Origin of the sequence: Longispora fulva, from assembly GCF_015751905.1 — a bacterium.
Taxonomy (GTDB): Bacteria; Actinomycetota; Actinomycetes; order Mycobacteriales; family Micromonosporaceae; genus Longispora; species Longispora fulva.
Window position 1 is genome coordinate 1409879 of record NZ_JADOUF010000001.1, and the last position, 15504, is coordinate 1425382.

The 15504-nt window shown below is 70.6% G+C and carries 12 protein-coding genes; all 12 read left to right on the forward strand.

Annotated elements, in window-relative coordinates:
- Positions 1–35: 35 nt before the first annotated feature.
- Positions 36–575, forward strand: a complete 540-nt coding sequence (locus IW245_RS06195; protein ID WP_197002234.1) for a PadR family transcriptional regulator — start codon at positions 36–38, stop codon at positions 573–575.
- Positions 572–2593 carry an oxidoreductase gene (locus IW245_RS06200; protein ID WP_197002235.1) on the forward strand — a complete coding sequence of 674 codons (2022 nt, stop codon included), beginning with the start codon at positions 572–574 and terminating at the stop codon, positions 2591–2593. Before IW245_RS06195 ends, IW245_RS06200 begins: the two co-directional genes overlap by 4 nt.
- Before the next feature lie 103 nt (positions 2594–2696).
- Positions 2697–3635: an ABC transporter permease gene (locus tag IW245_RS06205; RefSeq protein WP_233472610.1), complete on the forward strand. Its 939-nt coding sequence runs from the start codon at positions 2697–2699 to the stop codon at positions 3633–3635.
- 22 nt (positions 3636–3657) lie between these two features.
- On the forward strand, positions 3658–5385 hold the full coding sequence (locus IW245_RS06210) for an ABC transporter substrate-binding protein (RefSeq protein ID WP_197002237.1): 1728 nt from the start codon (positions 3658–3660) through the stop codon (positions 5383–5385).
- A 43-nt stretch (positions 5386–5428) separates the two neighbouring features.
- Positions 5429–6421: an ABC transporter permease gene (locus IW245_RS06215; protein WP_197002238.1), complete on the forward strand. Its 993-nt coding sequence runs from the start codon at positions 5429–5431 to the stop codon at positions 6419–6421.
- The gene (locus tag IW245_RS06220) at positions 6421–7446 is read left to right on the forward strand and encodes an ABC transporter ATP-binding protein (protein WP_197008350.1); all 1026 of its coding nucleotides are present in this window, start codon (positions 6421–6423) and stop codon (positions 7444–7446) included. The genes IW245_RS06215 and IW245_RS06220 overlap by 1 nt, the downstream gene beginning before the upstream one ends.
- Positions 7443–8462 (forward strand): ABC transporter ATP-binding protein, encoded by a 1020-nt coding sequence (locus IW245_RS06225; protein ID WP_197002239.1) that lies wholly within the window; start codon positions 7443–7445, stop codon positions 8460–8462. Before IW245_RS06220 ends, IW245_RS06225 begins: the two co-directional genes overlap by 4 nt.
- 307 nt (positions 8463–8769) lie before the next feature.
- Complete coding sequence (locus IW245_RS06230) at positions 8770–9798, forward strand: metallophosphoesterase (RefSeq protein WP_197002240.1); 1029 nt, start codon at positions 8770–8772, stop codon at positions 9796–9798.
- A gap of 295 nt (positions 9799–10093) precedes the next feature.
- A complete protein-coding gene (locus tag IW245_RS06235) occupies positions 10094–11107 on the forward strand; it encodes a type 2 periplasmic-binding domain-containing protein (protein WP_197002241.1) in 1014 nt (337 codons plus the stop codon).
- Positions 11108–11178: 71 nt separating this feature from the next.
- Positions 11179–11760, forward strand: coding sequence for an HhH-GPD-type base excision DNA repair protein (locus IW245_RS06240; RefSeq protein ID WP_197002242.1), 582 nt, complete (start codon positions 11179–11181; stop codon positions 11758–11760).
- A 166-nt stretch (positions 11761–11926) separates the two neighbouring features.
- Positions 11927–12562 (forward strand): M50 family metallopeptidase, encoded by a 636-nt coding sequence (locus IW245_RS06245; protein ID WP_197008351.1) that lies wholly within the window; start codon positions 11927–11929, stop codon positions 12560–12562.
- Between the two features lie 119 nt (positions 12563–12681).
- Positions 12682–15462 carry a M4 family metallopeptidase gene (locus IW245_RS06250; protein WP_197002243.1) on the forward strand — a complete coding sequence of 927 codons (2781 nt, stop codon included), beginning with the start codon at positions 12682–12684 and terminating at the stop codon, positions 15460–15462.
- The last annotated feature ends 42 nt before the right edge of the window (positions 15463–15504 follow it).

Sequence of the window (15504 nt, forward strand, 5' to 3'; positions counted from 1 at the left end):
TGCACTGCAACTAGTTGCAGGCAATACTGGGCGGCATGGCCCTGGAACACGCGATCGTCGTCTCCCTGCTGGAGAAACCCGGCACGGGCTACGAGCTGGCCCGGCGCTTCGACCGGTCGATCGGCTTCTTCTGGGCGGCCTCACATCAGCAGATCTACCGGGTGCTGCACCGGATGACGGCCGACGGCTGGGTGGACATCGCGGAGGTGCCCGACGAGGCGCACCGGATCACGAAGGTCTACACCGTCACCGACGCCGGCCGCGCGGCCCTCGCCGCGTGGATGCGCGCCCCGAGCGAACCCGAGCAGCACCGCTCGGACCTGGGGGTGAAGGTGCGCGGCGCGGCGTTCGACGACCCGGCGGTGCTGGTGGCCGACGTGACCGGGCACCGCGACGCGCACGCCGAGCGGCTCGCCCTCTACACCGAGATCGAGGAGCGCGACTTCCCGGCCGGGGAGACCCGCGATTCCGCCCGCCGGCTGCAGCACCTCGTGCTGCGGGCCGGCATCCGCTACGAACAGGGCTGGCTCGCCTGGTGCGAAGAGGTCCTCACCGAACTGGGAGACATGACATGAGCCCCTACCCCCGGCTGTTGGAGCCCCTCGACCTGGGTTCCGTGACCCTCGCCAACCGGGTCGTGATGGGCTCGATGCACACCGGCCTGGAGGACAGGGCCCGTGACCTGCCCAAACTCGCGGCGTACTTCGGCGAGCGGGCGGCCGGCGGCGTCGGCCTGATCGTCACGGGCGGGTACGCGCCGAACTGGGAGGGCTGGCTGCTGCCCTTCGCCGGCACCATGGCCAGTGGTCGGGCCGCCGACGGGCACCGCACGGTCACCGACGCGGTGCACGCCGAGGGCGGCCGGATCCTGCTCCAGATCCTGCACGCGGGGCGGTACGCGTACCACCCGCTCAGTGTCTCCGCGTCGGCCGTGAAGTCCCCGATCACCCCGTTCAAGCCCCGTGCGCTCAGCGGAAGAGGGGTGGAGCGGCAGATCGGCGCGTTCGTCCGGGCGGCGAAGCTGGCCCAGCGGGCCGGCTACGACGGCGTGGAGATCATGGGGTCGGAGGGCTACCTGATCAACCAGTTCCTCGCGCCCCGCACGAACCGGCGCACCGACAGGTGGGGCGGGTCCGCCGAGAACCGCCGCCGCCTCCCCGTGGAGATCGTCCGCCGGACCCGGGAGGCGGTCGGCCCGGACTTCGTCGTCATGTACCGGCTGAGCCTCCTCGACCTCGTCGCCAACGGCCAGGACTGGGCGGAGGTCGTGGAGCTCGCGACCGAGCTGGAGGCCGCAGGGGCGACCCTGCTCAACACCGGCATCGGCTGGCACGAGGCCAGGGTGCCGACGATCGTGACCTCGGTGCCCCGGGCGGCGTTCGCGTGGACCACGGGCCGGCTGAAGCCGCACGTCGGCATCCCGCTGGTCGCGTCGAACCGGATCAACATGCCCGACGTGGCCGAGGGCATCCTGGCCCGGGGCGAGGCGGACCTGGTGTCGATGGCCCGGCCGTTGCTCGCCGATCCGGACTGGGTGCGCAAGGCCGCCGGCGACCGGGCCGACGAGATCAACACGTGCATCGCGTGCAACCAGGCGTGCCTGGACCACACGTTCCAGCGGAAGACCGTGACGTGCCTGGTCAACCCCAGGGCCGGGCGGGAGACCGAGGCGGCGTACCTGCCGGTGCCGACCGTGCGGCGGAAGCGGTTCGCCGTCGTCGGGGCGGGGCCGGCCGGGCTGGCCGCCGCGAGCACCCTGGCCGAGCGGGGCCACCAGGTGGACCTGATCGAGGCGGCCGGCGAGATCGGCGGCCAGTTCAACCTGGCCAAGCGGATCCCCGGCAAGGAGGAGTTCCACGAGACCCTGCGCTACTTCGCCCGCCGGATCGAGCTGGCCGGCGTCCGCACGAAGCTCGGCACCAGGGCCACGGCGGAAGACCTGGCCCGAGAGGGGTACGACGCCGTGCTGCTCGCCACCGGCGTCTCGCCCCGCACCCCGGCCATCCCCGGGGTGGACCACCCGAAGGTGCTGTCGTACGTGGACGTCATCCAGGGCGCCGCGGTCGGCGCGCGGGTCGCGGTGATCGGGGCCGGCGGGATCGGCTTCGACGTGAGCAGCTTCCTGGTGCACCCCGACTCGGCGACCCTGGACCCGGCAGCCTGGCGCGCCGAGTGGGGCGTGACCCAGGACGAGGGTCCCCGGGGCGGGCTCGCCGAGCGGGTGGACACCCCGTCGCCGCGGCAGGTCTACCTCGTGCAGCGCAAGACCACCCGGGTCGGCGCGGGCCTCGGCAAGACCTCCGGGTGGGTGCACCGGGCGGCGCTGACCCACAAGGGCGTCGAGATGATCAGCGGGGCCAGCTACGACCGGATCGACGACGAGGGCCTGCACGTGACCGTGGGGGACAGCTCCCGGGTGCTCGCCGTGGACACGGTCGTGGTGTGCGCGGGCCAGGAGCCGCGTCGGGACCTGTACGACGGGCTGGTCGCCGCCGGCGTCGCGGTGCACCTGGTCGGCGGGGCGGACGTCGCCGCCGAGCTGGACGCCAAGCGCGCGATCGACCAGGCGACCCGGCTGGCCGTCGCGCTGTAGGGAACGCGGGAGTGGGGCGCCTCGCCGGAGACGCCCCGCTCGTAACATCTGGGATTTGTTCTTTTTGCTCTATATGGCCCAGGGTCGACATAGTCTGATTCCTGTGGTAGCGACGGTTATTGAAGGCCGCTCGCTGGGACAGATCGCCTGGACCCGGCTGAAACGTGATCGCCTCGCGCTCGGCGGCGGGGTCGTCATCGTGATCCTGGTGCTGGCCGCGGTCCTGGCGCCGCTGCTCGTGAAGATCACCGGGGGTTCGCCCACGGACTTCCACCAGGACCTGATCGACCCGACGTTCAGCAAGCCGAAGGGCGAGGGGGTCTTCGCCGGGTTCAGCTGGGACCACCCGCTGGGCGTGGAGCCGCGCAGCGGGCGCGACGTGTTCAGCCGGATCCTCTACGGCGCGCAGATCTCCCTGCTGATCGGCTTCCTGGCCACCCTGCTGTCGGTGACGATCGGCACCGTGCTCGGCGTCATCGCCGGCTACATGGGCGGCTGGGTCGACACCCTGATCAGCCGGACCATGGACGTGTTCCTCGCGTTCCCGCTGCTGTTGTTCGCACTCGCGCTGGCCGGGGTCATCCCCGACCACGCGTTCGGGATGAGCGGCAACACGCTGCGGATCGCGGTACTCGTCTTCATCATCGGCTTCTTCAACTGGCCCTACGTCGGCCGGATCGTGCGGGGCCAGACCCTGTCGCTGCGGGAACGCGAGTTCGTGGACGCCTCCCGCAGCCTGGGCGCGCGCGGCTTCCACGTGGTGTTCCGCGAGCTGCTGCCCAACCTGTTCGCGCCGGTCCTGGTGTACGCGACCCTGATGATCCCCACCAACATCCTCTTCGAGGCGGCGTTGTCCTTCCTCGGCGTCGGCATCCGGCCCCCCACCCCCTCCTGGGGCAAGATGCTCGCCGACGCCGTCCCCTTCTACTCCGTGGCCCCGATGTACATGGTCGTGCCCGGACTGGCCATCTTCCTCACCGTGATGGCCTTCAACCTGCTCGGCGACGGGCTCCGCGACGCGCTCGACCCACGGGCGCGCTGACACCCGAGGGGGTGGCAACACAATGAGAAGAGCGACCATGGTCGCCGGGGTCGCGCTGGCCCTCGGGCTATCGGCATGCAGCAGCGGCAACAACACCACCACGAAGACGGGTACCGCCGTGTTCAACGCGGCCGACTCGAAGATCGTGAACGCCTCGGACCACAAGGGCGGCACGCTCAACCTCGCGATCTCCGACGACTGGGACTCCATCGACCCCGGCAACACCTACTACGCGTTCTCCTGGGACTTCGCCCGGCTCTACGGCCGGTCGTTGACCATGTTCAAGCCCGCGGCGGGCAAGGCCGGCCTGGAGCTGGTGCCCGACCTGGCCACCGGCCTCGGCCAGGTGTCCGACGGCGGGAAGACGATCACCTACAAGCTCAAGCCCGGGGTGAAGTACGAGGACGGCACGCCGGTGAAGGCCGCGGACGTCAAGTACGCCGTGGCGCGCACGTACGCCCGCGACGTGCTGCCCAACGGCCCCACCTACTTCGTCGACTTCCTCGACGCGGGGGACTACAAGGGCCCGTACAAGACGCCGGACATGAACGCGTTCACCGGGATCCAGACGCCGGACGACTCCACGGTCGTGTTCAAGCTCAAGTCCCCGTTCGGCGACTTCGACTTCCTGGTGTCCAGCCCCCAGACGGTGCCGGTGCCGCAGGCGAAGGACACCGGGGCCAAGTACCAGGAGCACCCGCTGTCGACAGGGTCGTACAAGGTGGACTCCTACGAGCCGGGCAAGCAGTTCCTGCTCAGCAAGAACCCCAACTGGGACACCGGTGACCCCAACCGCAAGCAGCTCGTCGACAAGATCGACGTGAAGCTCAAGACCACGGCTGAGGACATCGACAACCGGCTGCTGGCCGGCTCGCTGGACGCCGACGTGGCCGGCTCCGGGGTACAGGCCGCCGCCCAGTCGAAGATCCTGTCCGACCCGAAGCTGAAGGCCAACTCGGACAACACCTTCACCGGCCGGCTGTGGTTCTTCGTGATGGACGAGAAGGTCGCGCCGTTCGACAACATCGAGTGCCGCAGGGCCGTGCAGTACGCCACGGACAAGGTGTCGCTGCAGACCGCCTACGGCGGGCCGATCGCCGGTGGCGACATCGCCACCACGATGCTGCCCCCGACGATCGTCGGCTACCAGAAGTTCGACCTGTTCGCCACGCCCGACTCCAAGGGCGACGTGGCCAAGGCCAAGGACGCCCTGGCCAAGTGCGGCAAGCCGGATGGCTTCTCCACGACGATCCTGCTCCGCGCCGACCGGCCCAAGGAGGTCGCCTCCGGCGAGGCGCTGCAGCAGGCGCTGAGCAAGGTGGGCATCAAGACCGAGATCAAGTCGGTGCCGGCCGGGCAGTACTTCACCCGGTTCGCCGGCGCGCCCGAGTACGTGAAGACCAACAACATCGGGATCGTGTTCCACGGCTGGTCCGCCGACTGGCCGACCGGCTTCGGGTTCCTCCAGCAGCTCGTCGACGGCCGCACGATCAAGCCGCAGGGCAACACCAACGTCCAGGAGATGGACGACCCGGCGATCAACGCCCTGTTCGACAAGGCCGCGGCGAGCACCGACGCGAAGGAGCGCGAGGCGATCTACGGCCAGATCGACAAGGCCGCGATGGAACACGCCTCACTGGTGCCGTTCCTGTACGGCAAGGGGCTGCTCTACCGCAACCCGGCGATGACGAACGTGGTCATCGACTACTCGTACGGCATGTACAACTACACCCAACTCGGCAAGCAGTGACGGGGGGTGAACGCCCGGGGCGGTGACGTCCCGGGCGGCTACTATGGCGGCTTTCCTGATCCGACGGTTGCTCGGCGCGATCGTGCTGCTGTTCATCACCAGCATGGTCACGTTCGCGATCTTCTTCATCGTGCCCCGGATCGCCGGGCAGTCCGTCGACCAGTTGGCCGCCCAGTACGTGGGCAAGGACCCGAGCCAGGCCGAGATCGAGGCCACGAAGGTCAAGCTGGGGTTGGACAAGCCGCTGGTGGTGCAGTACGGCCAGTTCGTCAAGGGCATCGTCGCCGGCCGGGACTTCGAGTTCGGCCCCGACAAGGAGTACTGCCCGCCGCCCTGCTTCGGCTACTCCTTCAAGACCCAGCGCCCGGTCTGGCCGGACCTCGTGGACCGGATCGGGGTGACGGCGTCCCTGGCGGCGGGCGCGTCGATCCTGTGGCTCATCGCCGGGGTGGCGATCGGGGTGCTCTCCGCCCTGCGCAAGGGCACGTTCTTCGACCGGGCGGCGATGCTCGTCGCCCTCGGCGGGGTGTCGTTGCCGATCTTCTTCACCGGTCTGTTGTCGCTGGCCCTGTTCAGACCCAGCGGCGTGAACTACGTGCCGCTGACGGAGAACCCCCTGGAGTGGGCCGACAACCTCCTGCTGCCCTGGGTGACCCTGGCCTTCCTGTACGCGGCCCTGTACGCCCGGCTCACCCGCGCCGGGATGCTGGAGACGATGGGGGAGGACTTCATCCGCACCGCCCGGGCCAAGGGGCTCACCGAGCCGATCGTGGTGACCCGGCACGCGCTGCGGGCCACCCTCACCCCGATCCTGACCGTGTTCGGCCTGGACATCGGGCTGCTGCTCGGCGGGGCGGTGCTCACGGAGAGCACCTACTCGCTGCCCGGCATCGGCCGGTACGCCATCGACGCGATCAACAACAACGACCTGCCCCAGGTGCTCGGCGTGACCATGCTCGCCGCGCTGTTCATCGTGCTGGCCAACCTGACGGTCGACATCCTGTACGCCGTCGCCGACCCCAGAGTGAGGCTGTGATGGCGTTTCTCGAGGTCAACGACCTACACGTGACGTTCCCGACCGACGACGGGCTGGTGCACTCCGTCGGCGGGCTGACCTTCGCCCTCGATCGCGGCAAGACCCTGGGCATCGTGGGGGAGTCCGGCTCCGGCAAGAGCGTGACGAGCATGGCCATCATGGGCCTGCTGAAGACCGGGCACCCCACGATCACCGGCGAGATCTGGCTCGACGGCCTGGAGCTGGTGGGCGCCACCCGCGACCGGGTCCGCCGGTTGCGCGGCAAGAAGATGGCCATGATCTTCCAGGACCCGCTGTCGGCGATGCACCCGTTCTACACCGTGGGCCGGCAGATCGTGGAGGCGTACCAGGTGCACAACGCGGTCTCCAAGGCCGTCGCCCGCAAGCACGCGATCGACATGCTCGGCCGGGTCGGCATCCCGCGCCCGGACAAGCGGGTCGACGACTACCCGCACCAGTTCTCCGGCGGCATGCGCCAGCGGGCCATGATCGCGATGGCGCTGAGTTGCGACCCCGACCTGCTGATCGCCGACGAGCCCACCACCGCCCTCGACGTCACGGTGCAGGCCCAGATCCTCGACCTGATCCGCGACCTGCAACGCGACTTCGGGGCGGCGGTCATCGTCATCACCCACGACCTGGGCGTCGTCGCGGAACTGGCCGACGACATCCTCGTCATGTACGCCGGCCGGGCCGTCGAGCACGCCTCCTCCGAGGACCTGTTCGACCGGGCCGAGCACCCCTACACCTGGGGCCTGCTCGGTTCGGTGCCCCGCCTCGACGTCGAGCCCACGGCGCGGCTGGCCCAGATCGCCGGCACCCCGCCCAGCATGATCAACCTGCCGACCGGGTGCGCGTTCCACCCCCGGTGCCGGTACGCCGTCGCCAACGACGGGCTGAGCGAGACCGAGACCCCCGAGCTGGAGGACGTCGGCGGCGGCCACCGGGTCGCCTGCCATCTGCCGCCCGGCGTCCGGCGCGGCATCTTCACCGACGAGATCCGGCCCAGGCTGGAGGGGCAATGACGACTCTGCTGGAGGTCACCGGGCTGACCAAGCACTTCCCCGTGACGCACGGCGCGCTGTGGCGGCGCAAGGTCGGGGCGGTCCGGGCGGTCGACGGGCTGGACTTCACGGTCAGTACCGGGGAGACGCTCGGGCTGGTCGGGGAGTCCGGCTGCGGCAAGACCACGACCGGCCGGCTCCTCGTCCGGCTGCTCGAACCGAGCGCGGGGAAGATCGTGTTCGACGGGCACGACATCACCCACCTGTCCGCCAACGCGATGCGTCCCCGCCGCCGCGACATCCAGATGATCTTCCAGGACCCCTACTCGTCCCTCAACCCCCGGCACACCGTCGGCACGATCGTCGGCGCGCCCTTCCGGATCCAGGGCATCGCCACCGAGCACGGCACCAAACGCGCCGTGCAGGAGATCCTCGAGATGGTCGGCCTGAGCCCCGAGCACTACAACCGCTACCCGCACGAGTTCTCCGGCGGCCAGCGCCAGCGGATCGGCATCGCCCGCACCCTGGCGCTGCGGCCCAAGCTGATCGTCGCCGACGAGCCGGTGTCCGCGCTCGACGTGTCCATCCAGGCCCAGGTCGTCAACCTACTGGAGGACCTGCAGGACGAGCTGAACCTGACCTACCTGGTCATCGCGCACGACCTGTCCGTGGTCCGGCACATCAGCGACCGGGTCGCCGTCATGTACCTCGGCAAGATCGTGGAACTGGGGCCGCGCCAGGGCCTCTACGACACGCCCATGCACCCCTACACCGTCGCCCTGATGTCGGCCGTGCCCGTGGCGGCAGCCAAGCACCACCAGCGCCGGGAGCGGATCCTGCTCGGCGGCGACCCGCCGTCCCCGTTGGACCCGCCGCCGGCCTGCCGGTTCCACACCCGGTGCTGGAAGGTGCAGGACATCTGCCGGACCGTGGAGCCCCCGCTTCTGGAGCTGGCGCCGGGGCACCGGGTGGCGTGCCACTTCCCGGAGAACGCGCCACCGAAGGGCCCCCGGCACGCGGCCGTGGAGGAACCGTGACCGCGACAGGCACCCTCCGGTCACGTGCCGGGGGCGCCACCTCCGGCCGGATGCCCGCTGCCGTGCCTGCGTCCGGATGCCCGTTGCCGTGCCTGCGGCCCGATGCCGCTGACGTCGTCGCGGCCGGACGCCGCTGACGGCGATGTCCGGACACGTGCCGCCATCGCCGGGCACCGCGCGTGTCGCCGGGGACGTGGACACCTGATCCGTACCCGATGATGGTCCTGAGCTTGGTTGCACGTCACCTGGGCATCACCGGGGTGCGCTGCGATCCGGGGAGGAATCCCAATTCTTCCCTGGAGGCATCGTGTTCGCACTGCGCAAGGTGGCCATCGCCACGGGACTCGCCGTGGCCGCCGTCGTCGGGGTGGCCGCCACCGGCCAGGCCGCGCCGGAGGACGGCGCGAAGCTCGGCTGGCACAAGTACACCGTCGGACTGTTCGGCGACGTCAACTACGGCAACGGCGGCCGGTCGGAGTTCGCGGCCCTCGCCGACCACATCAACGCCGCCAACGTGAACTTCTCGATCTACGACGGCGACCTGAAGAACGGCAAGGAGCGCTGCGACAACGCGATGTACGCCGACGCGCTCGCCCGCTTCAACGCCATGACCAAGCCGGTCGTCGTCCTGCCGGGCGACAACGACTGGACCGACTGCCACCGGGCCAACAACGGGGCCTACGACCCGATCGAGCGCCTCGACTACGAGCGTTCCGTGTTCTACTCCACGCCCTACTCGCAGGGCAAGAAGCCGATGAAGATCGAGCGGCAGCCGGCGTACCCGGAGAACAACCGCTTCGCCTGCGGCCCCGTCACCTACCTGGGCCTCAACGTGCAGGGCAGCAACGACAACTTCCCGCACGCCGGGGTCGACGGCGAGGCCCGCCCCGCCGCCGAGATCGCCCGCCAGGACGCCGAGCACACCGCCCGGCTCGCCGCCAACATCGCCTGGATGCACGAGACGTTCGCGCAGGCCACGGCCCGGGGCGACCAGGGAGTGGTCGTCGTGTGGCAGGCCGACCCGAACTTCAACAACGAGGGCCGGCTGACCGACCCGCGCAGCTACGACGGCTTCACCGAGATCGTCGCCGCGCTGCGCACCGAGGTGCTGGCGTTCAAGGGCCAGGTCGCCCTCGTGCACGGCGACTCGCATTACTACAAGCAGGACAAGCCGCTGACCTACGACAACGGCCAGGTGATCGGCAACTTCACCCGGGTGGAGACGTTCGGCGACCTCAACAGCCACTGGGTCAGCCTGACCGTCGACCCGCACAACCCGGACCTGTTCACGTTCGCGCCGCAGATCGTCCCGGCGAACGTGCACGACCGCAAGTAGGGGTCCAGCGCCCGGCGGCACGGGGCCGCCGGGCGCGGGACAACCGCTCAATGTGGGTGCCGTCGGCGCCTCGAACTGTTCATCCGGCGTGCACCGCGCACCGCACGTCCCGTCGGCTTCGGCCGGCAGAATCGGGCTCCACCGTTCCGACCGGGACGGGTACACGGGGGCGGCCCGTGGAGCACGCGGACCAGTGCTCGCAGTCGGCGCCGTGGTCGCGGCGGGCACGTGGGCACGCCGGACGACCCCGCCGCCGAGGGCGGCACGGCGGGGTTCGGCATCGGGGGGAACTGATATGGCACGGACTCCGCGCGGCGCGATGGGGCTCTTCCTGGCCCTGCTCGTGGTCGCCGCCGCGAGCCCCGCGGCAGCCGACCCGCCGCCAGGCCGATATCCCCAGCTCGTCGGCCTCACCACGGACGTGACGGACAACCTGACCGAGGGCTTGTCCGGGGTACTGGGCACAGACGGCTCGCTGATCGGCGGCTGGGCCAGCGGCGGGGGCGGTGCGATCCAGACCCGGCCCACCGGATGCGTCTTCCCCCGGCCGGTCAACGGACCCGAGGCCCTCGCGGCGCTGCGGGCGGCCAACGGCGAGTTCGGCGGCGTCTTCCACGGCGTCGACATCACCGGCTGCGTCGACTTCCTGTCCACCACGACGGCGGCGGACGTGCCCGGCTACACCAGCATCCCGTACGCCGTCGACGCGGTGACCTACGCGATCAACCAGGACAGCGACTTGCCGTCGAACCTGACCTACACGCAGTTGCAGCGGGTCTACCGCTGCCTGAACACCGGCTTCGGCGGCACGCCTGTCACGCCGGTGCTGCCAAGGGTCGGCTCGGGAACCCGCGCGTTCTGGCTGTCGCGGATGGGGGTCACCGAGGCGGACATCGCCGCCGGGGACTACCCCTGCCTCCGGACCGTGGACGGCACGGTGCCGGACAACGACGGCGCGGTCCTCGTCGGCCACGACGACTACCTGATGCCGTACCTGGTGAGCCGGTACGTCGCCCAGGCCGGCAGCGCCACCATCCTGGCCTCGACCGGGGTCACGGTCGCCGACCGTCGAGGACCGGCCGTCCTGGGCAGCGTCGACAACGTCTCCCCGACCACCACCGGCGGCGGGCTCAACCGTGCACTGCGGCCCGAACTGCGCCGCCACGTCTACACCGTGCTGCCGAACACCAAGCTCCTCTACGAGCCGTACCACTTCCTCTTCGTCGCCGACGGCGCGACGGTGTGCCGGCAGCGGAGCACGATCGAGCGGTTCGGCTTCGGCTACCACGGCTGCGTGTACACCCCCTGACGGCGGCCGCCGCGGGGAACCCGTCCGCGAGTACCGGGAAATCTGGGTTTCGGATCTGGCAAGCTGGGCGGATGAGCACGCTGTTTCTCGCCCAGGACCCGGCGGCCGACGAGCTGTTGCGCACCGACCCGCTCGCCCTGCTGATCGGGATGCTGCTCGACCAGCAGATCCCGCTGGAGAAGGCGTTCATCGGCCCGTACCTACTGGCCGGCCGCCTCGGCACCCCCCGGCTCGACGCCGCGGCGATCGCCGACCACGACCCCGAGGAGTTCGCCCGGATCTTCTCGACCGTCCCGGCGATCCACCGCTTCCCTGCCGCGATGGCCGAACGCACCCAGAAACTGTGCCGGGTGCTCCTCGACGACTTCGACGGCGACCCCGCCTCGGTGTGGACGGCCGCCACCAGTGGCGCGGACCTGGTGAAACGGGTCGGCACCCTGCCGGGCTTCGGCAAGGCCAAGGCGCAGATCTTCACGGCCCTGCTCGGCAAGCAGTTCGGGGTGCGACCGACGGGCTGGCGCGCGGCGGCGGGGGATTTCGGGCCGGCCGGCACGTACCGGTCGGTGGCGGACATCGTGGACGCGGGGAGTCTGGGCAAGGTGCGCGACTTCAAGAAGAAGATGAAGGCCGCCGCGAAGTCGGCGAACGCCTGACGGCCGCCCCGCCCGGACGGGGTGGCTCGGGCGGGCGTTCGTCGGCCTTGCGTCGGCGTGGCACGCTGGCAGCTCACCCCGAGGATGAGCGAGGCCGGTTGTCGTGTTGTCTGCCCTGTGGGACCGTTTGGTCACCGTCCAGCCCCACCCGTCCCTGGTGCTCGTCATGGCCGCGGCCTTCGTGGCGGCGTGCGCCGTCGGTCCGAGCCAGGTCTGGCGACTGACCAGGGGTTTCGTCACGATCGCGCACGAGGGCGGCCACGCGCTGGTCGCGGTGCTGTCCGGCCGGCGGCTGTCGGGCATCCGGCTGCACTCGGACAGTTCGGGCCTGACCCTGACCCGGGGGCGGCCGACCGGTCCGGGCATGGTGTTCACGGCCCTCGCCGGCTACGTCACCCCGTCCCTGCTCGGCCTCGGCGGCGCGGCGCTGCTGGCCGGCGGGCGGCCCACGGCGCTGCTGTGGGGGAGCATGCTGCTGCTGCCCTGCATCCTGATCATGGTCCGGAACGTCTTCGGCATCCTGTCGGTGCTGGTCACGATGGGGATCCTGTTCGCGGTGTCGTGGTTCGGCTCCTCGGACGTGCAGGGCGTCTTCGGGTACCTGCTGGTGTGGTTCCTGCTCCTCGGCGGCGTGCGTCCGGTGTTCGAGCTGCAGGCGATGCGCCGCCGGGGCCGCGCGCCGGACTCCGACGCCGACCAGTTGGCCCGGCTGACCCGGGTGCCGGGGCTGGTCTGGGTGGGTTTCTTCCTGCTGTTCGCCGTCGGCGCGCTGGTGTTGGGCGGCAGGTGGCTTATCGTGTGACGGAAACAGACCACTATGGACTGACAAGTAGCGGACAGGGTGCTGACGCGGCATAAGATCCACTGTTATGGATGTACGGGTGGTGTAACCGCCACATCCCTCAGTGAGAGTGAGTCGCTATGAGCAGACGCTTCGCCGCGGGCGGCACTGTCGCACTCGTCGCCGGCCTCCTGGCCGCCGTGTCCACGAGCGCGCAGGCCGCCCCGCCGTCTCTCCAGGCCCGGGCCGTCGCCTCGGCCGACGCCTCGATCAGGTCTCATCCCGACGCGGTCAGCGCGGCCCCGGGCGACGCGTACACCGTCGCCCGCACGGTCACGGAACCCTCCGGCGCGTCGCACGTGCGCTACACCCGCACGTACGCCGGGCTGCCGGTGCTCGGCGGCGACTTCGTCGTGCACAACGCGCCCGGCGGCACCCTGGCCGGGGTCACCAACGCCCTGGCCGCCCCGCTCGCGGTGGACACGAAGGCCGCCGTCCCCGCGGTGCGGGCAGCGTCGGCCTCCCGGGCGGCGTTCAGTGGCACGGTCAGCGGCGCGGACGCGCCCCGGCTGGTCGTGGACGCCACCTCCGGCACGGGTCACCTCGCGTGGGAGACCGTCGTGCGGGGGACCCGCGCGCAGACCCCCAGCGTGCTGCACGTGCTGACCGACGCGCGGACCGGCGCGGTCACCGGCTCCTTCGACGAGGTCAAGACCCTGAGCGGCCCGGGCACCGGCGGCACGGGCGGCGGCGGCCTCGCTTCGGACGGCCCGGGTGTCGGCGGCACCGGCACCGGCGACCGCACGACGGACGGTCCGGGGACGGTCGGCACCGGCACCGGCGAGTTCGCGGCGGACGGCCCCGGCACCACGGGGACCGGCGGCGGCGACCTCCCCAACGGGCTGAACGTCGCGGGTACCGGCAAAAGCATCTACTCGGGCACGGTCACGATCGACACCACCCCGTCGTACTCGATGGTGGACCCGTCGCACGGCAACAACTCCACGTGCGACATGAACCAGGGCTCCGGCACGTGCACGACGTTCACCGACGCGGACAACGTGTGGGGCGACGGCACCCAGGCCAACCGGCAGTCGGCGGGCGTGGACGCGCACTACGGCGCGGCGCTGACCTTCGACTACTTCAAGAACGTGCACGGTCGCAACGGCATCTTCGGCAACGGCACCGGTGTGCCGAGCCGGGTGCACTACGGCAGCAACTACATCAACGCGTTCTGGAACGGCTCGACGATGACCTACGGCGACGGGCAGAACAACCAGCGCCCGCTGGTCGCCATCGACGTCGCCGGGCACGAGATGGGCCACGGCATCACCGAGAACATCATCCCGGGCGGCCTGACCTACGCGGGCGAGTCCGGCGGGCTGAACGAGTCCGCGAGCGACATCTGGGGCACGATGGTGGAGTACTCGGCGAACAACGCCAGCGACCCCGGCGACTACCTGATCGGCGAGAAGATCAACATCTTCGGCAACGGGAACCCGCTGCGGTGGATGTACGACCCGAAGCTCGACGGCTCCTCGAAGAACTGCTGGTACGACGGCATCGGCAACATCGACGTGCACTACTCCTCGGGCGTCGGCAACCTGGCGTACTACTTCCTCGCCGAGGGCAGCACGGCCAACGCCCCGCTGTGCCCGGGCGCGTCGCCGGTGACCGGGGTCGGCCGGGACAAGGCCGCGAAGATCTGGTACCGGGCGATGGACCTGTACTTCACCAGCTCCACGAAATACGTCGCCGTCGGCGCGAACGACGCGCGCGCGGCCACCCTGTCCGCGGCGTCGGACCTGTACGGGCTGTGCTCGACGGAGTACAAGGCCGTGCAGGGCGCGTGGACCGGCGTGAACGTCGCTGGCGAGGACGCGCCGTGCACCACCCCGGGCACCCGGGTCGCCCGCGACTACAACGGCGACGGGCGCTCCGACCTGGCGTTGACCGGTGGCTCGGGCTGGACGACGGTGCCGGTGGCCTTCGGCAACGGCGCGGGCTCGTTCAGCGTCACGAACAACGGCGTGACCAACTTCCCGGGCTGGGCCGCCACGGCTGGCGTCCAGGCGGTCTCCGGTGACTTCAACGGCGACGGCCGGGCCGACATCGCCCTCGCGGGCGGCTCCGGCTGGACCACGGTGCCGGTGGCGTTCTCCAACGGCAACGGCACGTTCACCGTCACCAACAACGGCGTCGCGAACTTCCCGGGCTGGGCGACCACCCCGGGCGTGAAGCTCCTCTCCGGTGACTTCAACGGCGACGGCCGGGCCGACCTGGCGTTGACCGGCGGCGGGGGCTGGACGACGGTACCCGTCGCGTTCTCCAACGGGAACGGCACGTTCACCGTCACCAACAACGGGGTCGCGAACTTCCCCGGCTGGGCCGCGACGGCCAACGTCAAGGCCGTGGCCGGCGACTTCAACGGCGACGGTCGGGCGGACATCGTGCTGACCGGCGGCAGCGGCTGGACGACGGTGCCGGTGGCGTTCTCCAACGGGAACGGCACGTTCAATGTCACGAACAGCGGCGTGGCGAACATCCCGGGCTGGGCGACGACGCCCGGCGTGCAGGTGGCCGCCGGCGACATCAACGGCGACGGCCGCGCGGACTTCCTGCTCACGGGCGGTTCGGGCTGGACGACGGTGCCGGTGGCGTTCTCCAACGGCAACGGCACGTTCACCGTCACCAACAACGGCGTCGCGAACATCCCGGGCTGGGCGACCACCCCGGGTGTGCAGGTCGCGGCCGGTGACTTCAACGGCGACGGCCGGACCGACTTCGCCCTCGCGGGCGGTTCGGGCTGGACAACGGTGCCGGTGGCGTTCTCCAACGGCAACGGCACGTTCACCGTCACCAACAACGGGGTCGCCAACTTCCCGGGCTGGGCGACGACGCCCGGCGTGAAGCTGGTCTGACCGACCGGCGCTCCCCGCGCGACCACCCTGCGCGCGGGGAGC